An 18,773-nucleotide genomic window follows, 5' to 3' on the forward strand; every position below is an offset into this window, starting at 1 on the left:
CACTTCAAATGGGGCTGTAGCTCAGTTGGGAGAGCGTTTGACTGGCAGTCAAAAGGTCCGCGGTTCGATCCCGCGTAGCTCCACCATAAACAAGTAAAAAGGGTCAGCTTTCGTGCTGACCTTTTTTTTTATTTCCACCTCACTTGATTGTGTCGGCCATGAAAACAACCAGCTTTTCTCTGCCATCCTTCGATCCTCTGGCACTTTATCAGCGCAGCATTCCATCTGGGCCCGGCTTGCTCGAATCCCTTAACCCCATGACCAAAACCGGGCGTTATTCCATTGTCCCCTTGCGCTGGCAAGAGCTCTATACCCTTATCAATAATCAACTGCACTGGCAGCATCCCGATGGAAGCCGTAGCAGCTCAAACCAACCGCTGCCCACCCTGGCGCGGATACTGGCCGAACGCCGCTGTTCATACTCTGCGGAAACCCCCTTCCCCGGTGGTTTTTTCGGTTTTTTCAGCTATGACCTGGCAAGACAGATTGAAGACCTGCCCTATCAGGCGACCCGTGATCTGCCCCTGGCCGATCTGTATCTTAACTGGGTTGATGTTACCGCCGCTTACGACCATCGCCAGCAGGTGATGACCCTGGCCACCCTGGATGACAGCGCCGACCTGCAATACTGGCAGGAGCAGGTGATGCTTTCCCAGGCAAGTCCACCAGTTGAAGCGCCTGTGTATCTGCGCCAGGAGCCAAGGTCGATTCTTTCCGAGCGGGAGTTTGTTGCCACGGTTAAACGTGCCAAGGAGTACATCGCCGCTGGGGATATCTACCAGGTCAACCTCTCCTGCCGCTTTGATGCCAACATGGACGGACCCGCCAGCGAGCTCTACCGTCGCCTCCGGCAGATCAACCCGGCGCCCTTTGCCTGTCTCTTAAAGTTTGGCGATGTGGAGATCATTTCCAGTTCTCCGGAACGCCTGGTGTCGCTGCGCGATGGAATCGCCCAGACTCGACCCATCGCCGGCACCCGCCCGCGCGGCTTCACGGCTCCCGAAGACCATCAACTGGGCAAGGAGCTTTTGGGTCACCCTAAAGAACGGGCAGAGCACATCATGCTGCTCGACCTGGAACGCAACGATCTGGGCAAGGTCTGTCAGAGTGGTACGGTGGTGGTAGATGAACTGATGGTGCTCGAGCGTTATTCCCATGTCACCCACATTGTCTCCAATGTCAGAGGCACCCTGCGGCCCGACTGCACTCCGATTGACCTGGTGACAGCAACCTTTCCCGGCGGCACCATCACCGGTGTCCCGAAAAAACGCTGCATGGAGATCATTGATGAACTCGAACCGGTGGGGCGTGGCAGCTATACCGGCAGCGCAGGCTACATCAGCGCCTGCGGCAGCATGGATCTGAATATCCTGATCCGCGGCTTTCAGCGTGTCGGTTCTCATCTGAGCTATCAGACCGGCGCCGGTATTGTTGCCGACTCGGTACCCGAACTGGAATGGCAGGAATGCCTGCACAAAGGCAAAGCCCTGTCTGCCCTGCTCCACAGCCTGAAGGAGTGATTTATGCTGGTCTGCCTTAACGGACAGTTTCTCCCTCATGAAAAAGCCCAGGTGGCCGTCACCGACGGGGCCTTTCTTTATGGCGACAGTCTCTTTGAGACCATCAAGGCACACCATCAGCAGATACTGCGGTTCGATCAGCACCTTAAAAGAATGGAACAAGCTGCGCAGCTGCTGGAATTCACTTTTCCGCGGGATCAGATCAAGTCCGCCGGTAACGAACTGGCAAAACGTTTGACGACCCCGGCCAGCCGCATCCGCCTGACCTTGAGTCGCGGTTCCTACCAGGGGCTTGTGCACCCTGCGCCTGATCAGAGCTGGTTTCTACTTACGGCAACACCCTATGAAGAAATGAATGAGCATCGTCGCGAACAAGGGGTCACCTGTTGTCTGGCTCCCAATCAACGCGTTAACCCTTTTTCTCATCTGCCCCAATGCAAACACGGTAATTACGCTGACTGTCTCTACGCCCGCAATGTTGCTCACAAGCGGCAGGCAGATGAAGCCCTCTTTGTTGACCCCAGCGGCAACCTGCTTGAAGGAGCTTCCAGCAACATTTTTGCCGTCATCGACAACCAGCTGGTCACCCCTTCCTTGGGCAACCTGGTGCTGAACGGCATGATGCGCAGACAGGTGATCGAAACAGCAGGCGAACTTGGTATCCCCTGCGTTGAGCACCCCCTGCCCCTGGCTGAAGCCATCAATAGTTGCGAAGTCTTTATCTGCAACTCCCTGATCGACGTCGTTCCAGTCAACAGCATTGATGGTAACAGGATCAACCGTGGAGAATTATGGAAAGACGTCTACAAACGCATTTCCATGCGCTTAGACCCTTGACAAACAGATCCTGCTCACTATAATCGTCGGACCATGCCGAAGTGGTGGAATTGGTAGACACGTCGGTCTCAAACACCGATGGCGCAAGCCGTGCCGGTTCGATTCCGGCCTTCGGTACCACATTGATAAAAAAGCCTCCGACGCGTCGGGGGCTTTTTTATCTATTTCTTTGCGAAAAACAATCCGACCAATGAAAACCATCACCTGCAAGCACTGTTCGGTCAAGCATCATCGTGACAACCTAAAAAGGTTGTGTGGTAATTGCTTTGCCTGTACCGGTTGTGAAATCTACCAGTGCCCTGCCTGCGGCAAAAGAATTGTTATCACCCCGCTACGTCAACCGGACAGCTGATGCTTCGGAGGCATGCGATCCTCCGGCACGAGACATCAAGTGTAAGTCACAATGAGCCCTTTAGCAATGGCATAGGCTTTTCCCTTTTCGCTCAGATAAAATCGACGGTTGAAGCGTGACCGTTGTTTTACCTTTACCAATCCTTTTTTATTCAAAGAAAGCAGCACCTTAATCAGCAACATCCGCTCCATGTGAAGTTTCTTGTGCAGTTTTTTGAGGGTGATACCAGCGGCACCAGCGTGGGCAAGGACGACCAGAACAATGTAATCCACACCTTCCAGGCGTGAAGATTCCGCTAGAGATGTTTCCAGGTTATAGACGTATTCAGACGACCCCTGGGCAGGGGGACGTTTCAGTGAAGCAAGGTAGTCCATATAACCGGTTATTCTTTTCAGTAGAAATGGAGCTACCCCGATCAGAACAAAAAGGGCAAGAAAAAGACGGGCCAGCCATTGGACTTCATTGATCTCGTTGCTACCGATTTCCAATCGATCACCTCCCCCATTCCGCCGGATTGACAACAAAGGGAATTTCATCCCAGAGCTTCTGACCCTTGAGCCTTGGGTCAAGGAGAATGATCAGGCTGCTTTGTCAATCACCAAACCTTCACAGTGGCGGCACCTGATAAAGCCACGGCACCCGAGTGCTGGTATGGCGTTAAAGCCCTAACAACTCTGATTGTATCAGTTTTTGATGACTGCGCCAGCGGATCCGGGTTCAGCCAGTCGGCCCGATGATCAAGCTACTGGAAATATCTGGCTCTTTTAAGTTATGTTCTTAACTCAATTAAAAACGATCCAGCGCCTATCATCCACATCTTTTGGGAGGCATCATGAAGGTTCACATCGGTTTAATTTTTCTTGTTGTGATAACGATTGTCACCCTGTCAGGGTGCGGGTACAACACCATTCAACAGAACGAAGAGGCGGTTTTTGCGGCCTGGGGAGATGTTGAAGCAACCTATCAGCGCCGGGCAGATTTGATTCCTAATCTGGTAGTGACGGTCAAGGCCTACGCCTCCCACGAACAGGAAACTTTTACCACCGTCACCAACGCCCGTGCCCGGGTCGGACAGATACAACTCAATGCCGCTGATCTGGATGATCCCGCCGCAATAGCCGGGTATCAGCAGGCTCAGAGTGAGCTGTCGGGGGCGCTGTCGCGACTGCTGCTGGTAGCCGAGAATTACCCGGAGCTCAAAGCCGGCGAGAACTTTCGTGACCTGCAGAATCAACTCGAAGGGACTGAAAACCGTATTAATGTCGCGCGGCAGCGCTATAATGCCGCAGTTCAGACCTTCAATACGTCGATTCGCACCTTTCCACGCAACCTGACCAACAAACTGCTTCTCAAACTGGATCGCAAGGAACCCTTCAGTGCTGATCCGGCAGCAGCAACTGCACCCCAGGTTAGTTTCTGATGCGACTGATCCTGCTGGTACTCACAGGGTGGCTGATAGTCGCCGGCAGCTGGGCCTTTGATCCAGGAGAACCAAGCGGCTACGTCAATGATCGGGCCAACCTGCTGTCTTCCGGGGTGCGTTCACAGCTGGAGCAGCAACTGCGTAAGTTCGATCAACAGGAATCCACCCAGATTGCCGTTCTGATTGTCCCCAGCCTCGAAGGTGACACCATTGAGCAGGCCGCAGTGCGTATTTTTGAACAGTGGGGGGTCGGCACAAGAGAAGCGGACAATGGGGCTTTGCTCCTGATTGCCGTTGCTGATCGCAAACTCAGGATTGAGGTTGGCTACGGGCTGGAAGGTCGTCTCACAGATCTGACAGCCGGTCGCATTATCCGGGATCAGATCAGTCCCCATTTTCGTAACAACGACTTTGATCAGGGGGTCACCAGCGGCATTTACTCGATCATGGCTGCTGTTACCGGTGAATATCAGGCGACCGAACAACCACAACAGGATTCCATTGTTCCGCTGATCCTGTTTGTGATCATGTTTTTCCTGATCCCCTACCTCAGTCGTCGCAGTCGCCGTTACTCGGGTCGGCATGATTTACCTATCAGTTACCGCTCATCCTCGCGCAGACGACCTGGTGGTTTTGGCGGGGGCGGCTTCAGCAGTGGCGGCGGATTCGGTGGCTTTGGCGGTGGCGGCAGTGGTGGCGGTGGAGCATCAGGCGGATGGTGAATCGTCCCCCTCACAAATCTAGTGACATGAGAAAGCGAATCAACATGAAAAAGGCTTCCGATTTTTTCAGCCCTGAACAACAGGCGCAGATTGTTGCGGCCGTAACCGCTGCCGAAACGACAACCCGTTGCGAAATTGTGCCGATGGTGGTCAGCTCTTCCGATGATTACCCGCAGGTGGATCTTCTGGCCGGCGGTGGCCTGGCACTGATCGTCACTCTGGCAACTGATTATCTGTTGGGAATTCATTCGACCTGGTTAATCCTCCTGCTGTTGGTGATCAGCACCCTGATCCTCTCGCAGATCGTCCGCCGCCTGCCCTGGCTCAAGCGCAAGCTCATTCATCCCCGTGAACTTGATGCCGCCGTGCACAACAAGGCACTCACCAGCTTTATGAGCGAAGGGCTGCACCAGACCCCGGAGAACATCGGGGTCCTGATTCTGATTTCATTATTTGAACATCGGGTGGAAATTGTTGCAGACAGTGGAATCGGCGACAAGATTGCTTCCGCCACCTGGAAAGAACTGGTGGATTTGCTTACCAAAGGGATAAAACAAGGACAGGCCGGGGAAACCCTGTGTCGGGTCATTAATGAAACGGCAACGATCCTGGCTGAGCACTTTCCCCCGGGAACAAGCGATACCAATCACCTGCCCAACCTGATTTTAAACGAACGCGATCAAAACAATTGATCCAGGGCTACTGCTGTCAGCACCCGGCATCCCCCAATTTTTTCCGCCGAAGCGATTGCGCGTTGGATTTAAAACTGTTTCACGTAACGGCTTGAACCGGGACGGGAGTTATTGAATGGCGACCTTGTATATCAATCTTTTCTTAAAAGTCTTTCTGATCTTTACCCCTTTTTTCGTCATTTCCGCCTTTTTGTCCCTGACCAAGGATGATTCCCTGGCAGAACGCCGCAGAATTGCCGTCAAAATCGCCCTGGCCGTTGCCATCAGCTGCTTTGTCCTGTTTTTCTTCGGCACCTATATTTTTGCCCTCTTCGGGATCACCCTCGACGCTTTCCGCATCGGTGCCGGGGCGGTGCTGTTTCTCTCAGCGGTTGCCATGATCCAGGGCAAGGCCACGGTATCACCACAAAACTCAAGGGAAGATGTTGCTGTCGTTCCCCTGGCTATACCGATCACCGTCGGCCCCGGAACCATCGGGGTCATGCTGGTTTTTGGAGCTGATCTTGTTACTCTGGCCGAAAAGATTGTCGCCGGACTGGCCCTGTTGAGCGCGGTTGTGGTGCTGGGAGGGTTACTGTTGATTGCCGGGCGCCTGGAAAAGGTCCTCGGCCAACAGGGCTTGACCATCCTGACCAAGCTGACCGGACTCTTTGTCTCCGCAATTGCTGCCCAGATCTTTTTTACCGGGCTGAAGAGTTTTTTGAGCTGAGGCGGGGTTACCCCACCCTACCGCCCCGGCTGACAAGCAGCACCTGGCTTATCAGGGTGCCAGTTGTTCCATCACCCAGTTGTGCTGCCGATCTCGCCGGTAGCGCCACCGGTCATGGAGACGGTTTTCCCCTTCGCGCCAGAATTCGACCGACTCAGGAACAACCCGATACCCGCCCCAGTTTGCAGGGCGCGGCACTTCCTTCCCCTCAAACTGCTGCACTACCGTCTCAAACCTCTCAATCAGTTCCGCCCGACCGCTGATCACCCGGCTTTGGGGCGAAGCATGGGCTTCCAGCTGGTGACCGCGGGGGCGGCCGGCAAAATAACGGTCCGACGCGTCAGCAGCCAACCGCTCCACAGCGCCGACAATACGCACCTGGCGTGACAATTCCGCCCAGTAAAACAGCAGCGCGGCAAAAATACTCTCTTTAAGGTGCTGCCCCTTGGGGCTGTCATAGTTGGTAAAAAAAACAAAACCATCGTCCTCAATCCCCCTGAGCAGAACGATGCGTGACGAGGGGATAATGTCCGAACTCACGGTAGAAAGTGTCATCGCGTAGGGTTGAGCACTACCGATCTGCTGCGCATCCTGAAGCCACTGCCTGAACTGCCTGACCGGATCAGGGTCGAGACGGTCAAAAGACTGCGATACCACGTGTTCATCACTCATCGCAGGGTCCTCCTTCTTGATGGGTTATGATTTTCCCCTGTCAACTTCACCATGTCTCCAAACGCAGGGTATGGGTAATCTTATTCTGCCAGTCGGCTGAGACCCCGGCCATTTCGGCATATTGCGGCCAGCGCGAAACCACCCTGCGCACGTCCTCAAGGATCGCCTCGGCCCGACCGCGCTTCATCGACACGGTCTCAGCGCAGGCACGGAAATCATCCAGCGTGAAGCCATCGCGCTTGCCGTTCAGTGTCATCTGGTGCTGCGAGGTCCACTTGCCCCGCGGCTGATAACTGTAGGTCACGTCATATGCCGGAGCGAGGGACCAGCGCCCCGCCTTGTCCATCAGAAAAGCAATATTCTTGACATGATCATCCTGGTTGCGCGCGACAATATTGAAAGCCATCCGCCGGAACTGCTCCTCAATGGTGCCCATCGACAGCCCAAGCTGACGAATGGCGAGCAGTGCCTGTTCGTAGGCGTAGACTCCGGCCAGGTTATAATCAAAGTGCGCCAGGGCGCCGAGGGACTGCATGTGCAGCTTGCCGCCATCGTCCTGCCGATCAAAGCGCCTGGTCATGAAATGCCGCCTGCCGTTTTCCTCCAACAGTCGACACGGGCTCATCGTGATGCCGGCCGCCGTGGCCATCTGATAATAGGCATATTCAATGGCGCCGTAGCCCCTGGGGTCTTCCATTTCCTTGTCTTTGTTACCGGAGACGCCGTCGAATTTTAGCAGCCAGTGTTCAAAACCCGGGTCAGCCTTGATCTGCCCGGAACGCACCTCACTGGTCTCGGGGTTCCAGGCGATGACCGCCTTGGCCCGTGCGCCCCCGGCCGAGGTGCCGACCCGCAGGATGTCCCGCAGCGCCTCCTCCCGGCTCCCGTCTTCACCGAAAGAGGTCTGCAGGTTATTGCGATGGGTGAGAATCTCGGATGCGAGTTCAACCAGCTTGTCGATCTCGACCGGCCTGGACTGCCGCGCCTTGTGAGGTCCCAGGACCGGTGCATATTCCAGCGCACCCATGCCGCGCATCCCGGTATAGCACAGCCGCTCCACGGCATTAAATGACTCTGGGCTTCTCCCTTGGGTGGCCAGCCAGGCATTGATCAGGACATTGCCGAAGCGGTCGGGCAGTGAATCAGCAAGCAAACCGGGAAGACCGTGAAAGGTTTCCGGTGACAGCGCCGGAAATGAGTAGACACGCCGTGCCAACGGCATGGTCAGAGGCGCGACATCGATGCCACTTTGGACAAATGCCGGCTCGTATTCGAAGGAGGCGACATTGGCGCCCTCCGCCACAGCAACCGCACCGATGGTACGCCCCCAGAGCCGAACCTCGGCAACCGTGCTCATGGCTCATCCCCCCAGGTCCACTCGTCCCCCGACTCCCTGGTGCGTTTTTTCGACGTGGCCCGTTGTCGCTCTTTTCCCCGTAGCTTCAGCAGGTCCATGGGCCGTGGTCCGGCTGCCGGAAGCGCCACATCGAGTGTTTCAAGCAGATCCATCACCCGCAGGACGCGAATCAGGTTGGTTGTCTGGACCGACTCTCCGGCCTCGAGCCGCTCCACGGTGCGCTTGGAGATACCGGCTTGCCCGGCCAGATCAGCCTGAGTCAACTCCAGTTCCACGCGGCGCCGGCCCAGCCGCTGACCGATATCTGCCAGAATCGCCTTGTCACTCAGATGAGGACCTATGCTCATTTCGTCTCCTTTGGCGAATTATTGGCATAATCATATATTATTTCGCCAAATTTTACGAGTTAATTTAGAAATAAAGTGCCCTCAAATATCACCCTTTCTAACCAGCAGCGATCTTCTTTATATCTTTTGCCGGATGTGGCAGCCGTCAAAGGTTCCTTCATCCTGACATGATTAAAAACGGGCAGAATGGTTTTTGTGTCCCAGCCATTTAGGCAGGTCATCATCAACATCGATCGCCCGCTGGCCATAGAAAATATGGCAGGTGGGTTTGAAGCTTTTCGGTATCAGGGCATGCTCTCCGAAATCAAACAGCGTGGGAAAAGCAAGCCACATCCGGCGCCCTTCATCAGCTATCGGTGTCCCGCACCGGCTGCAGCTGACCTTGCAGGGCAGCACGCGCTCATTAATATCCTCGTCACTTTGATAAAAGCGTAACAGTTCGGTTCCAGCCGTGAACCGCACATGGTGCTTGTGAAAGATAGCAGCCCATTGCATCGGCGCGCCATGCAGGGTTTGACAGGCTTTGCAGTGACAGAGCTTGGCATCCACGGGTTCAGCGCTCACTTCGTAGCGAACCCTGCCGCAAAAGCACGCTGCCCGGAACATTGGAATAAATGCCGTATCATCAACGCCAGCGTATGCGGGGCCGAACGGGTTGTTGTCTGAATGCGTCATCAATCCCTCCAGGGCAAGATCACAGGTGTTATTCCCTGATCACCGCCGTTCCCTGTCCCTCTTAGAGGCTGGTAAAGCTGAACTTCTGTCCGCCAATAGTCACTTCGTACATTAATCCCCCCTTGGTGATAGTAAATGTGGCCATGCCTTTATGGTAGCTTCCACCCACTGTTGTCGCATTATTTTTCCCCCCGCTGGCGGTCGCGGAACTCCCCGCAGTATTGGCAGAGGCACCTGCGGATGCAGTCAGGACGGTGGCCTGTGCTTCTGCACCAAATTCGAAGTTCCCATTGATAAACTCATTGAGAGCCCGCTTGTCCTGGAAAAATACGACTTGACTGAAACCAGTACCACCAAGTTGAAAACCGAGGGTTGCCTGAGTCATTGCCGTATTGCCAATGTGCTTGCCTTGCTCGTAGACCCGGCCTTTTCCATAAGCCCCACCAACGATAAAACCGGCTTTACCGATCGTTGGAAACAGGGCATAACCATAGGCGCTACTGAACATATCTGAGAGACCAGCGTCCTCGAACATCTTTTCGGTGTCTAAGTATTCATCAGCATACGCACTTGAGCAGAACAGAACCACCATCAGTCCGATTGTCAACGCCTTTAGTACTGGTTTCATACAAGGTCTCCTTTTTCAATGTCTTCAATGTGATTTCGAGCATATCCGGTCAGGGGTCGGCATCAAGCACGCCGTAACCGATCCACCGTGAATCAGGTCCTGTGTCCCCCGAAACCTGCAGCTCCTTGTCCCTTGCTCTGCGGCGGGACTTTCAAAGCCAAGTATGTTGCTGTTGGTCGCAAGAAATCAAGATACTATGGAAAAATGGGCAGCCTAAAGGGCACTGGACAAGTTGCAGATGATCGTAGATGATATCCTCCGCAATAAGCTGGAGGCTATTTAAGGGGACGACATTGGAACAGATCATACAATTGATGTTAGCTGCCGGCAAAACCACCGTTGATCTGGCGCTTTATGTGCTGCTGCCGGTACTGGTGCTGATGATGGCTCTGATGAAGCTGCTTGAAGCACGGGGAATCGTCGCCTGGGTGTCAAAACTCCTGGCTCCGGCGCTCAATCGCTTCGGCATCCCCGGCATGGGGGTCTTTGCCGCCCTGCAGCTGTTGTTTGTCGGCTTCGCGGCACCGATTGCCACGTTGCGATTGATGGAAAACAACGGTACCTCGCGGCGGGGAATCGCTGCCACCCTGGCCATGGTACTGGCCATGTCGCAGGCCAACGTGGTCTTTCCGATGGCGGCCGTCGGACTGAAAATTGGTGGCGTCATGGCAACATCGATCTTCGGCGGGCTGCTGGCCGCCGGTACCACCTATTATCTGTTTACCCGCTCCCTCGAAGCAGACGGCCCGTGTGCCCCCATGGAGATCAAAAGGGACACAAAAACCAGTACCATCAACCTGCTGATTACTGGTGGTCAGGACGCGATCGAGCTGGTTCTGAAATCCATCCCGATTATCCTCATCGCGATTTTTGTCGTTAATCTGATCAAGTTTTTCGGCATCATCACGATTGTTGAAGCCCTGACCACGCCGCTGTTTCACCTGTTCGGACTGTCATCATCGGCAGTCCTGCCGATTGTCACCAAATTCATGGCCGGCGGGACAGCCATGCTTGGGGTATCGCTGCAACTGATGCAGGAAGGAACCTTGAGTATCGACGAGATCAACCGCCTGGCCGGCTTTATCATTAACCCGCTGGATCTGGTCGGCGTCGCCCTGTTCGCCTCCGCCGGAACAAAAACCGCCTCGGTGATCAGACCGGCCATTGCCGGAGCTCTGTGCGGGGTGATCGGCCGGGCCATGCTGCATCTGCTGTTCTTCTGATTATTTGCAAATAACGGACCTTATTCCCCTACGATTATAACCGATTCGGGTGGTTTTCGTCTTCAGCCCATTTTACCGGGTTGTCGATCATATATTGTCGGATGGCGTTCAATTCCGATTCGTCGCGGATAACTCGTTCGTAATAATTACGCTGCCATAGCGGCTGGCCGGGGGTGTTGCGTTGTTGATTGATGTGTTTGGTTGATTGATATTTATAATAACCAACGACCTGCCCCAACGTCACCCCCCCGTAGGGGCGGGGTTTCCCCGCCCTGGGTTTTTGTTTTATTTACGTTTCGCGACAAAACAGGGCGGGGTGACCCCGCCCCTACAACGAACAATACGCCTCTAATCGGGTGATTTCCCAATAAGGTCGACGTCCTTGACCCTTCCAGCGCGAATCGACTTTGATTTCAAACAGCCTCGAACCAAAATCGCCCAGGCTGATGCGATCATCGTAACCCCTGGCATAATCACCATCATCACTTTGTGCTGTTGCCCTCACAACCAGCTGTGGACAAGCATGGTCACCGGAAACCCGCCCGGAAATAATCACATGACCATGCTTCTGTCCGGCGCTGGTGTTGGAAAAGTTGTATTGCGGCGGTCTGTTGTTACTGCCAGTCTGTGCCGACTGACTGACCAGCTGTTGCGCCTGCTGCCTGGTCTGGACCTGTTGCTGATCGACCCGGTGCTGGATATCTGCGGATACAGATACTGAACCGAGTTCTGGTAGTTGTTGAACAACCGCTCCCCGCCCCAAAGGCTGATCGGAATAAACCGTTCTCCCCTGCTCGTCGACCCAGCGGTAGACGCTGCTGCCGGAAGATGATGGTGATGATTGGCTGGGGACAGATTGCCGGGTTTGCGGTTGAGGTGTTTCCGCCTGCGACCGGGGTAGCGATCGCTGAACCGCAGGTTTGCTGGCCATCGGTGCCGGAACCTGAAGCATCTGCTGAACATGTGACTCTGGTGGGAAGTAGCGCTGTTCGATCATCGGCCAGAACAGGGCCCCGGCAAAAACAAATGGAAAGCTGAAACACATCAGACGGATGAATAAATTCATAGTGGTGGTCCCCCTCCGTAGGGCACGGAGCTCCGTGCCCTGGTTCATCGCTGTCAATCAGACGCCATCAGAACCTGCCAACAGCTTCTGATAAATGTGCAAATCCGTCTCGGAAAAGCAGCAGAAATAAATCTCCTGCAGCGATGATGGGTCAGTCAACAAACCCTGCACCGTTGTTACGGCGATCTGTGCCGCTTGCTCGACGGGAAAGCGATACACTCCGGTGCTGATGCAGGGAAAAGCGATCGACTGGAGCTGGTGATCTTTCGCCAGTTCTATAGAGCGCCGGTAACAGGACGCCAGGGCCTCAGGTTCCCCCTTGTCGCCCCCATGCCAGACCGGTCCAACGGTGTGGATAATGTAGCGGGCGGGCAGCTGATAGCCGCTGGTGATTTTGGCATCTCCCGTCTTGCACCCTCCCAGCGCCCGGCATGCTTCCAGCAATTCCGGCCCAGCGGCACGATGGATCGCACCATCCACCCCACCACCCCCCAAAAGGGTTGAGTTTGCCGCGTTAACAATGGCATCAACCTTCAGTCTGGTAATGTCGTCCTGAATGGCGTGAATCATAGGACCTCCTTTTCAGTCGTGCTGGATGTCACTGCGGCGTTCAGATGCTATTGCTGAAAAAAGCGTTAATCAACAGACTCAAAAAGCACCAGTTTGAGAGCGTGCCCTGGGCTCTCCTTCACTTCTTTTTAACCAATTGCTCCAGATAATTTCTTGTCGCACGGGTATTGTCGGCAATGTCTTTACCAAGCTTCAATGCTCCGCCAATAGCTAAATATGCTGCAACTGGAAGCGAACTGAAAATTGCAATAATCAGAGTCAATACTAACTTTTCCGGGCCCTTGATCTGAAGAAACGCATCGATAAAATATGAGAGGTATTTTATCTGAATGACCCATGCTATCGCCGTCAGACCGGCAAAAGTGAAGAAAAACCAGGAGAGATATGTGATGCCAACATAAGACTGACGATCCCTTTGACCTTCAAAATCGTAAAAACCCTCATCATAACTGCTTTCAACCTTTGTTAACGTATCCGCCAGGCGATTGTTCAGATCTTGTTCTTGTCGGCGGTACTTTTCTGCTTGCCGGAATTTTTCGTATATCAGGCCGCACTTTGAGCAGGCCGTCGTAGGTTGTTGATGTTGATGTCCGCATTTTGGGCAAACAGTCATAAAGTCCCTCCGGATGATGTTAATTTTGTTACTGCTACGGTATTTACAACCGCCATCTGCGCCGATGCCCGGCCAGATTTTCCCGTGCAGGTTGATGAAATTTATTCGCAGGCAGAATCATACCTCTACCGGAAAGGATCGTCAGTAAACCGGGAAAGTTGGGATCGGTGCCGAGGGATCGGGAGGTGATCACGGAGTAGTTGTCCGACACGCCCAGCATCCCCTCGTCGAATCCCCAGTGGCAGGTGCGACACAGGGCCATTCCATTGCGGATATCGTCATTCCGGCTTTCGCTCCAGGGGATGATATGAGCTGCCTCAACCACCGTATGCCCGTCCGGTGTGACTATTCGGATACCGCACAGCGCACAACGATGATCATAGATCTTGACCACAAAGCGGCGGAAGCCTTGGTCGCGTGCGGCCGGTTGGTAGTTATCGGCCTCAGAGATCTCTTTCACCAGAGACTGGTGGGATTTTTCCTCCAGCAGTCGGCTGTAGTCGAACGCTTCGCGATTGATCAGCGACTGCTCACGCAACAGCTTTGCTGCCTCCGGGGAAAAACAGGAATCAAATAACCCTTCTCGCAGGGCTTCTCTCCCCTCACCACTTTGCATGATCAGGAACAATTCGTCGTCAATTTTAGCGCCCAGTGCATACTTGCGTAGATAACTGACGGAAGAAGTATTGTTGATGATCGCCGGAGTGATGGCTTTGTCTGGCTGCGGCACCAGTTGCCAAAAAGGTTCGCGGTCGAGACGGGAGAAGGGGAAGGCGATGCTGCTGGTTTGACCAAGAGGGCCAATGCGTCGCCAGTAGAGGTTGAAGAGCTCGTTCAACTCGACCAGGTCGCCGGTGACGTCGATGAACGGGGAGGTGATGACACCGCGATGCACAAGATCTAGTACTGCCAGCAGAAGGATTGGTTTGTGTGGGGCCTTGCGTTTGGTGGCCTCGGTCCAGGTTGCACCGGGGGCGCGGTTGAGAGAGGTGAAGTTTTTTTTGTGGTTGGTCAAGTGTGTCATTGTCCCTCGGTAGATAGCAAACTTCAGATTTAGACAGGCAAAGGCGATTCAGACATCCAACTACTGAAACACCTCTTCCCTGTGCCTACGCATAAACTCACTCTCCGGCAGAAATTTGTCCGGCATCTGCATCGACTTACCCTCGTACATGAGGAAGTTGCGCTCCAACGCCTCGTTCGGCAGGTAATCCTTTAACCGTGGTCCAATCATCAACCGGAAATCCTCATCAAAGGTAATCAACCCACGATCAAACGCTGCATCCTGGGTCTGAGCTAGGCATAGTCCGTTGCGCGGGTTGAGCCGTTGTTCCGGGTGGTTGCCCCAAGGCAAAATATGACTGGCGACAAGCAATTCCGGGACAGGATTGCCGGTAACGCAGCAGCGCGCATTATAAGAGGCCAGTACACTCTGCCGGAAAAATCGCTGGCCGATACGTGCCTTGGTAGTTAGCATCTTTTCTGTCGGACCGGTCGGAACCCTGATAGGCATATTGAATTCATGCGCCGGTTTTTTCTTTAGCGGGGTCACGGCGACATCGGCATATTGCGTTTCATCCCCCAACAACTGCTGCAATCGCTCTTCGCTCGTTACGCCAAGTTCTTCCCAGTTGGTATGAAACGCCGCCCAGATGTCACGATCTCCTTTACTGGTGCTGGTCAACCCTCTAACACCCCGTGCTTGTAGATTCGAATCTAGCGAGGCCAGATTGCAGAGTTTCATCGATAAACTGCTGGGGGTACGACCGAGCTTGCCAGCAACAGCAATAATCAATGGATTGCCGTGGCGAAGTTGGCCGAATGGCAGCTTGCAATAGAGATTCATTGCAATCAGCAGTTCGTCGTATGTCCACCGCTTTCCAGATGCCACTAGCCGTTACCCTTTCCGCATAGAATTATCGGGGGAAAAAATTAGATTAGATTCCATTCCCAACAAACAAAAAAACCGCCCCAGCCAAACGGCCACAGGCGGTTGTTCTATTCACATTTCTCTCCAAACTTACCCGATCCAGACATCCCACCCTCCCGCTAACGTCGTTTAATGTGCAACAGACTAAACTGACGGGACGCAAAAATCAAATATTTGTCCTTTGTCCTTTGTCCTTTGTCCTTTGTCCTTTGTCCTTTGTCATTGTCATTTGTCCATGGTCCATGGTCCCTGGTTCTAAAATTGTAGGTGCCTATCCTGGATATTGGCAGCACAGGGGTTTTTAAACCAAGAAGAAACAACCGGCGGTTCGCGTACCGCCGAGCGCTTGCCAAAAGTATGGCGGCGGGTGGAGCCGCGACCCCGCGCCCTTTATGTGGACGCTGCTTTGGTACCAGCAGTACACACCCTGAAAATCCTGCATGCTTTAAGCGCCTTCAGCCTTTACAGACAGTTTCGTAACAATACGATGTATAAATCAATGATTTGAAGACACGAAACAAGTGGACAGAATTGACTGTGGTTTATTAAGTGTGTTATTAACTTGTGTTAATTTTATTATTTATTGAATTGTGAAAATCATATTAGCCCAACCGTGCAGGGTTACCCATGAACACACCTGAAAAGATCGAACTGCACAGGAAAAAGCTTCTGATCAGTAGTTTTGCATCAATCGGTTCCGTTTTTTTGGCGGTGTTCGGCTGCATTTCCCTTTTCAATCAACGCCATACACTCGGTGCGCTGTTGCTAACCGTGAGCGGCTTGTCGGTTTTTCTGACCTATATCAATCAGCGCTATCGTATTGACAAGGCGGTCAGCATAATCATGGCCGTAATCATAGTTCCCTTAGCCCTTTACCTGGTTTTGGGTGGTGGGGCGACTGGGACAGGGGTCTATTGGTCCTACTGTCTAACGATGTTGATGGTTCTCTTGGTCGGCCCATCCCTTAGTCTTTTGTTCATGTCTATCTATCTGGCTATTTTAGCCTGGGGACTGTTCGGACACTACAACTTGATTTATCCCTATGGTGACGCCAATAGCATCAGAGTTGTCGCCTCGACAGTAGCGCTGTATATTCTTATTGCAACGAGTGAATGGATTCGCATCAGATCCTATGACAACATTTCCAGCACCTCAGAAAGCCTCCGTCACCAAGCACAGACAGATCCGCTGACCGGCGCTATTAACCGTAACGGTTTCAGCAAGATCCTTGCACAGTGGCAAAGTCAAGGCAAACCCGCAGTCCTCGCCCTGATCGACCTTGATCATTTTAAGAACATCAATGACCAGTTCGGCCATCATGTTGGCGACCGAGTTTTGATCGAATTTACTCAAATAGTGCAAAAAAACATTAAAGGGAAAGACGTTCTGGTTCGTTGGGGAGGGGAGGAGTTTCTTCTTCTCCTCCCGGAAACCACCTTTGAAGATGCTTATAGGTTGATGGAAATCTTACGTTTTGCAACACGTAACATCCCAATAAATCGTGATCAGCAGCAGATAATCCTTACATTTAGCGCTGGACTGGCTGAGTTCCAGGGTGCAAGCGATTTTGACGAGCAAGTTAAATTAGCAGATCAACAACTCTACACAGCTAAACATACAGGTCGCAATCGAACCCTTAGTGCCTGAGTTCAAGAGAAACAACACCCCTCTCAGTATTCATGGAAACAAAAGATCTGATCTCGGCAGCGCCAATTTATCTCCCGGTCGTTAATGAACCTGCCGTTAAAACCCCCTATTCTCCTGGTTTGATATCTGATTTTCTTTTTTCCTGACTCCTGACTCCTGACTTCCATCTCCTGTATTCTGCCCTTTGGTAACACAACTGCGCGACCTTGATGCTGACGTTGCTTTGGATGCAGCACAATACCCTCGACACATCCTTCATTCCTTAAAAAATCTACAGATCAAAATTCTCTTTGACAATCTGCAAAAAATCGTTAAGATGATGTTGCGCCGATTTGAATATCAGCTTGCGGGCGCTTAATAAATGCGGCTAAAGCGAGGGTAACCCGTTTTGGCTGTGCAAGAGCCTAACGGGTTTTTTGTTGCCCGACATATGATGAAGTTTTTACGTCGCCGAGTTAATGACAACTTGCAGGGCGACTCACAAATTCTGCTAAAGCGTCAACTGCCGACCCTCTCCCCGCAGGCAGTCCATGACGCCTGAACTCTTGCGGGACAAGGAGGACGGCCATGCCACAGCAGCAGATCAACCCAACCCGGCAATACCCTTCAGCACAACAGAAATCGGTTCTTCAGCAACAAGCATCACCCCCTTCACGACCTTTAGGCCGCTACTGTGGCCACGTTTTTCTCTACTGGGATCCCGACCATTTCCAGAAAGTCGCGAGCACGGCCGGCAAATCATGAACGACAAAACTCTGCTCGAGATCATTAAATGGCGCCCTTACAAAAGGCTGAAGATATCGGTTACACTGTGAGTATGATTAATAGATGGAAACAGATCTTTTCCAGGCGGGTTATCCTGGTGTTGTTTTGTACTCTGGTGTTGAGCCTTGCCCTGGTGGGGTTTAACGCCTACGTCTCAAGCAAGCAAGGACTGCCGCCGGAGGTGGTGATGATGACGACAGCTGTTGCGCAGGACTTACCGGTTATTGACCAAACCATCGTGCCCCACACAGAGTTCGCCCTGTTTGCCCTTGGCTGATTCTGGGGCATCGACTCCCGGTACGGGAGTATGCCTGGGGTAATCAGAACCACGGTCGGCTATTCCGGTGGCACCTCCGCTAATCCGGACTACACCCGTATTGGTGACCACAGTGAAGTCATCCGGATTGAATTCGACCCCCGGGCGGTGACCTACGCCGACCTGTTGGCGGTCTTCTGGGATCTCCATGAGCCGACCTCTGAGCCCTGGAACCGCCAGTACCGCAACGCTATCTTTTATCTGAATGAATCCCAGCGACACCAGGCTGAACAATCTTACGCGCTTCAGGCACAGCGCCATTCCGCCGGCATCACGACGGCGCTTGAAGCGGCGGGGATCTTTTACCCGGCCGAGGACTATCACCAGAAATACCTGCTGCGACAATCATCCCGGATTTTCAGTGAGTTTCGTGCCATCTACCCGGAGGCAACAGATTTTGCCGCTTCGACCGCCGCGGCGCGGTTGAACGGTTATCTGGGATGTAACGGTGATCCGCTGATGTTGCAGAATCAGATTGAGGATTTCGGGTTGTCACGCGCGATGCAGGAAAAATTCATCAAAGAGGTTTCCAGCGCCTGCAGGCAATTCAACGGGCTGACCTGCCCCGCTCCACGCTGATTGTTAAACCTGATTGTTCGCCTACCGCAGAACGCCTTGTTTTTACAGAATCGCTGCGAGCAGAGCCCACACGGAGGATTTAACTGCCAATCAGTTTGTGACAACCGGCTCGACTTCAGTCGCTCTGTAA

Annotated in this window: 23 protein-coding genes and 2 tRNA genes; 13 read left to right on the forward strand and 12 right to left on the reverse strand. The window is 53.2% G+C overall.

The window, feature by feature from the left end:
• Positions 1-10: 10 nt before the first annotated feature.
• From AC1931_RS04380 to AC1931_RS04395, 4 genes are all read left to right on the forward strand, one after another.
• Positions 11-86: transfer RNA gene (locus tag AC1931_RS04380), tRNA-Ala, on the forward strand.
• A 72-nt stretch (positions 87-158) separates the two neighbouring features.
• Positions 159-1,520, forward strand: coding sequence for an anthranilate synthase component I family protein (locus AC1931_RS04385; protein ID WP_483876005.1), 1,362 nt, complete (start codon positions 159-161; stop codon positions 1,518-1,520).
• Positions 1,521-1,523: 3 nt separating this feature from the next.
• Positions 1,524-2,357, forward strand: coding sequence for an aminotransferase class IV (locus tag AC1931_RS04390; RefSeq protein ID WP_483876006.1), 834 nt, complete (start codon positions 1,524-1,526; stop codon positions 2,355-2,357).
• Between the two features lie 35 nt (positions 2,358-2,392).
• Positions 2,393-2,477, forward strand: a tRNA-Leu gene (locus AC1931_RS04395).
• A 267-nt stretch (positions 2,478-2,744) separates the two neighbouring features.
• Here AC1931_RS04395 and AC1931_RS04400 read toward each other — a convergent pair.
• Positions 2,745-3,245: a hypothetical protein gene (locus tag AC1931_RS04400; protein ID WP_483876007.1), complete on the reverse strand. Its 501-nt coding sequence runs from the start codon at positions 3,243-3,245 to the stop codon at positions 2,745-2,747.
• 296 nt (positions 3,246-3,541) lie between these two features.
• Between AC1931_RS04400 and AC1931_RS04405 the strand changes: the two genes are divergently transcribed.
• From AC1931_RS04405 to AC1931_RS04420, 4 genes are all read left to right on the forward strand, one after another.
• Positions 3,542-4,129: a LemA family protein gene (locus tag AC1931_RS04405; protein WP_483876008.1), complete on the forward strand. Its 588-nt coding sequence runs from the start codon at positions 3,542-3,544 to the stop codon at positions 4,127-4,129.
• Entirely contained in the window at positions 4,129-4,854 is a 726-nt protein-coding gene (locus AC1931_RS04410; RefSeq protein WP_483876009.1) for a TPM domain-containing protein, read from the forward strand. The genes AC1931_RS04405 and AC1931_RS04410 overlap by 1 nt, the downstream gene beginning before the upstream one ends.
• A gap of 44 nt (positions 4,855-4,898) precedes the next feature.
• Complete coding sequence (locus tag AC1931_RS04415; protein ID WP_483876010.1) at positions 4,899-5,546, forward strand: TPM domain-containing protein; 648 nt, start codon at positions 4,899-4,901, stop codon at positions 5,544-5,546.
• Positions 5,547-5,661: 115 nt separating this feature from the next.
• Positions 5,662-6,255, forward strand: a complete 594-nt coding sequence (locus AC1931_RS04420) for a MarC family protein (RefSeq protein ID WP_483876011.1) — start codon at positions 5,662-5,664, stop codon at positions 6,253-6,255.
• 51 nt (positions 6,256-6,306) lie between these two features.
• Here the strand turns inward: AC1931_RS04420 and pdxH are convergent, their stop codons facing one another.
• From pdxH to AC1931_RS04445, 5 genes are all read right to left on the reverse strand, one after another.
• Entirely contained in the window at positions 6,307-6,927 is a 621-nt protein-coding gene (gene pdxH, locus AC1931_RS04425) for a pyridoxamine 5'-phosphate oxidase (RefSeq protein ID WP_483876012.1), read from the reverse strand.
• 46 nt (positions 6,928-6,973) lie between these two features.
• Complete coding sequence (locus AC1931_RS04430) at positions 6,974-8,284, reverse strand: type II toxin-antitoxin system HipA family toxin (RefSeq protein WP_483876013.1); 1,311 nt, start codon at positions 8,282-8,284, stop codon at positions 6,974-6,976.
• The gene (locus AC1931_RS04435; protein ID WP_483876014.1) at positions 8,281-8,631 is read right to left on the reverse strand and encodes a helix-turn-helix domain-containing protein; all 351 of its coding nucleotides are present in this window, start codon (positions 8,629-8,631) and stop codon (positions 8,281-8,283) included. Before AC1931_RS04435 ends, AC1931_RS04430 begins: the two co-directional genes overlap by 4 nt.
• A 171-nt stretch (positions 8,632-8,802) precedes the next feature.
• Entirely contained in the window at positions 8,803-9,306 is a 504-nt protein-coding gene (locus AC1931_RS04440) for a GFA family protein (RefSeq protein WP_483876015.1), read from the reverse strand.
• A 61-nt stretch (positions 9,307-9,367) separates the two neighbouring features.
• Positions 9,368-9,934 (reverse strand): lipid-binding SYLF domain-containing protein, encoded by a 567-nt coding sequence (locus tag AC1931_RS04445; protein ID WP_483876016.1) that lies wholly within the window; start codon positions 9,932-9,934, stop codon positions 9,368-9,370.
• Positions 9,935-10,227: 293 nt separating this feature from the next.
• On the opposite strand from AC1931_RS04445, the gene AC1931_RS04450 reads away from it, so the two are divergent.
• A complete protein-coding gene (locus AC1931_RS04450; RefSeq protein ID WP_483876017.1) occupies positions 10,228-11,157 on the forward strand; it encodes a nucleoside recognition domain-containing protein in 930 nt (309 codons plus the stop codon).
• Positions 11,158-11,191: 34 nt separating this feature from the next.
• Here AC1931_RS04450 and AC1931_RS04455 read toward each other — a convergent pair whose 3' ends face one another.
• From AC1931_RS04455 to AC1931_RS04480, 6 genes are all read right to left on the reverse strand, one after another.
• On the reverse strand, positions 11,192-11,395 hold the full coding sequence (locus AC1931_RS04455; protein WP_483876018.1) for a transposase: 204 nt from the start codon (positions 11,393-11,395) through the stop codon (positions 11,192-11,194).
• A gap of 90 nt (positions 11,396-11,485) precedes the next feature.
• A complete protein-coding gene (locus tag AC1931_RS04460; RefSeq protein ID WP_483876019.1) occupies positions 11,486-12,223 on the reverse strand; it encodes a DUF4124 domain-containing protein in 738 nt (245 codons plus the stop codon).
• 57 nt (positions 12,224-12,280) lie between these two features.
• Positions 12,281-12,793: an O-acetyl-ADP-ribose deacetylase gene (locus AC1931_RS04465; protein WP_483876020.1), complete on the reverse strand. Its 513-nt coding sequence runs from the start codon at positions 12,791-12,793 to the stop codon at positions 12,281-12,283.
• A gap of 118 nt (positions 12,794-12,911) precedes the next feature.
• Complete coding sequence (locus AC1931_RS04470; RefSeq protein WP_483876021.1) at positions 12,912-13,406, reverse strand: hypothetical protein; 495 nt, start codon at positions 13,404-13,406, stop codon at positions 12,912-12,914.
• Between the two features lie 43 nt (positions 13,407-13,449).
• Positions 13,450-14,430, reverse strand: a complete 981-nt coding sequence (locus AC1931_RS04475) for an HNH endonuclease (protein ID WP_483876022.1) — start codon at positions 14,428-14,430, stop codon at positions 13,450-13,452.
• A gap of 60 nt (positions 14,431-14,490) precedes the next feature.
• Positions 14,491-15,297 carry an HNH endonuclease gene (locus tag AC1931_RS04480; protein ID WP_483876023.1) on the reverse strand — a complete coding sequence of 269 codons (807 nt, stop codon included), beginning with the start codon at positions 15,295-15,297 and terminating at the stop codon, positions 14,491-14,493.
• Positions 15,298-15,963: 666 nt separating this feature from the next.
• Between AC1931_RS04480 and AC1931_RS04485 the strand changes: the two genes are divergently transcribed.
• The 4 genes from AC1931_RS04485 to AC1931_RS04500 all read left to right on the forward strand — a co-directional run bounded on the left by AC1931_RS04485 (position 15,964) and on the right by AC1931_RS04500 (position 18,643).
• Positions 15,964-16,983 carry a GGDEF domain-containing protein gene (locus AC1931_RS04485; RefSeq protein ID WP_483876024.1) on the forward strand — a complete coding sequence of 340 codons (1,020 nt, stop codon included), beginning with the start codon at positions 15,964-15,966 and terminating at the stop codon, positions 16,981-16,983.
• 567 nt (positions 16,984-17,550) lie between these two features.
• Positions 17,551-17,727, forward strand: coding sequence for a hypothetical protein (locus tag AC1931_RS04490; protein ID WP_483876025.1), 177 nt, complete (start codon positions 17,551-17,553; stop codon positions 17,725-17,727).
• A 28-nt stretch (positions 17,728-17,755) separates the two neighbouring features.
• Positions 17,756-18,025 (forward strand): hypothetical protein, encoded by a 270-nt coding sequence (locus AC1931_RS04495; RefSeq protein WP_483876026.1) that lies wholly within the window; start codon positions 17,756-17,758, stop codon positions 18,023-18,025.
• A gap of 9 nt (positions 18,026-18,034) precedes the next feature.
• On the forward strand, positions 18,035-18,643 hold the full coding sequence (locus AC1931_RS04500) for a peptide-methionine (S)-S-oxide reductase MsrA (protein WP_483876167.1): 609 nt from the start codon (positions 18,035-18,037) through the stop codon (positions 18,641-18,643).
• Positions 18,644-18,773 lie beyond the last annotated feature (130 nt).

This window comes from Pelovirga sp. C15f, assembly GCF_057178085.1.

Excerpts from the sequence above, each read along its gene's own strand:
- AC1931_RS04405 (WP_483876008.1), top strand. The coding sequence starts at position 3,542 with ATGAAGGTTCACATCGGTTTAATTTTTCTTGTTGTGATAACGATTGTC.
- AC1931_RS04420 (WP_483876011.1), top strand. The coding sequence starts at position 5,662 with ATGGCGACCTTGTATATCAATCTTTTCTTAAAAGTCTTTCTGATCTTT.
- AC1931_RS04440 (WP_483876015.1), bottom strand. The coding sequence starts at position 9,306 with ATGACGCATTCAGACAACAACCCGTTCGGCCCCGCATACGCTGGCGTT.
- AC1931_RS04460 (WP_483876019.1), bottom strand. The coding sequence starts at position 12,223 with ATGAATTTATTCATCCGTCTGATGTGTTTCAGCTTTCCATTTGTTTTT.
- AC1931_RS04430 (WP_483876013.1), bottom strand. The coding sequence starts at position 8,284 with ATGAGCACGGTTGCCGAGGTTCGGCTCTGGGGGCGTACCATCGGTGCG.
- AC1931_RS04490 (WP_483876025.1), top strand. The coding sequence starts at position 17,551 with ATGCCACAGCAGCAGATCAACCCAACCCGGCAATACCCTTCAGCACAA.
- AC1931_RS04465 (WP_483876020.1), bottom strand. The coding sequence starts at position 12,793 with ATGATTCACGCCATTCAGGACGACATTACCAGACTGAAGGTTGATGCC.
- AC1931_RS04485 (WP_483876024.1), top strand. The coding sequence starts at position 15,964 with ATGAACACACCTGAAAAGATCGAACTGCACAGGAAAAAGCTTCTGATC.
- AC1931_RS04435 (WP_483876014.1), bottom strand. The coding sequence starts at position 8,631 with ATGAGCATAGGTCCTCATCTGAGTGACAAGGCGATTCTGGCAGATATC.
- AC1931_RS04390 (WP_483876006.1), top strand. The coding sequence starts at position 1,524 with ATGCTGGTCTGCCTTAACGGACAGTTTCTCCCTCATGAAAAAGCCCAG.
- AC1931_RS04470 (WP_483876021.1), bottom strand. The coding sequence starts at position 13,406 with ATGACTGTTTGCCCAAAATGCGGACATCAACATCAACAACCTACGACG.
- pdxH (WP_483876012.1), bottom strand. The coding sequence starts at position 6,927 with ATGAGTGATGAACACGTGGTATCGCAGTCTTTTGACCGTCTCGACCCT.
- AC1931_RS04415 (WP_483876010.1), top strand. The coding sequence starts at position 4,899 with ATGAAAAAGGCTTCCGATTTTTTCAGCCCTGAACAACAGGCGCAGATT.
- AC1931_RS04400 (WP_483876007.1), bottom strand. The coding sequence starts at position 3,245 with ATGAAATTCCCTTTGTTGTCAATCCGGCGGAATGGGGGAGGTGATCGA.
- AC1931_RS04495 (WP_483876026.1), top strand. The coding sequence starts at position 17,756 with ATGGCGCCCTTACAAAAGGCTGAAGATATCGGTTACACTGTGAGTATG.
- AC1931_RS04475 (WP_483876022.1), bottom strand. The coding sequence starts at position 14,430 with ATGACACACTTGACCAACCACAAAAAAAACTTCACCTCTCTCAACCGC.
- AC1931_RS04385 (WP_483876005.1), top strand. The coding sequence starts at position 159 with ATGAAAACAACCAGCTTTTCTCTGCCATCCTTCGATCCTCTGGCACTT.
- AC1931_RS04410 (WP_483876009.1), top strand. The coding sequence starts at position 4,129 with ATGCGACTGATCCTGCTGGTACTCACAGGGTGGCTGATAGTCGCCGGC.
- AC1931_RS04445 (WP_483876016.1), bottom strand. The coding sequence starts at position 9,934 with ATGAAACCAGTACTAAAGGCGTTGACAATCGGACTGATGGTGGTTCTG.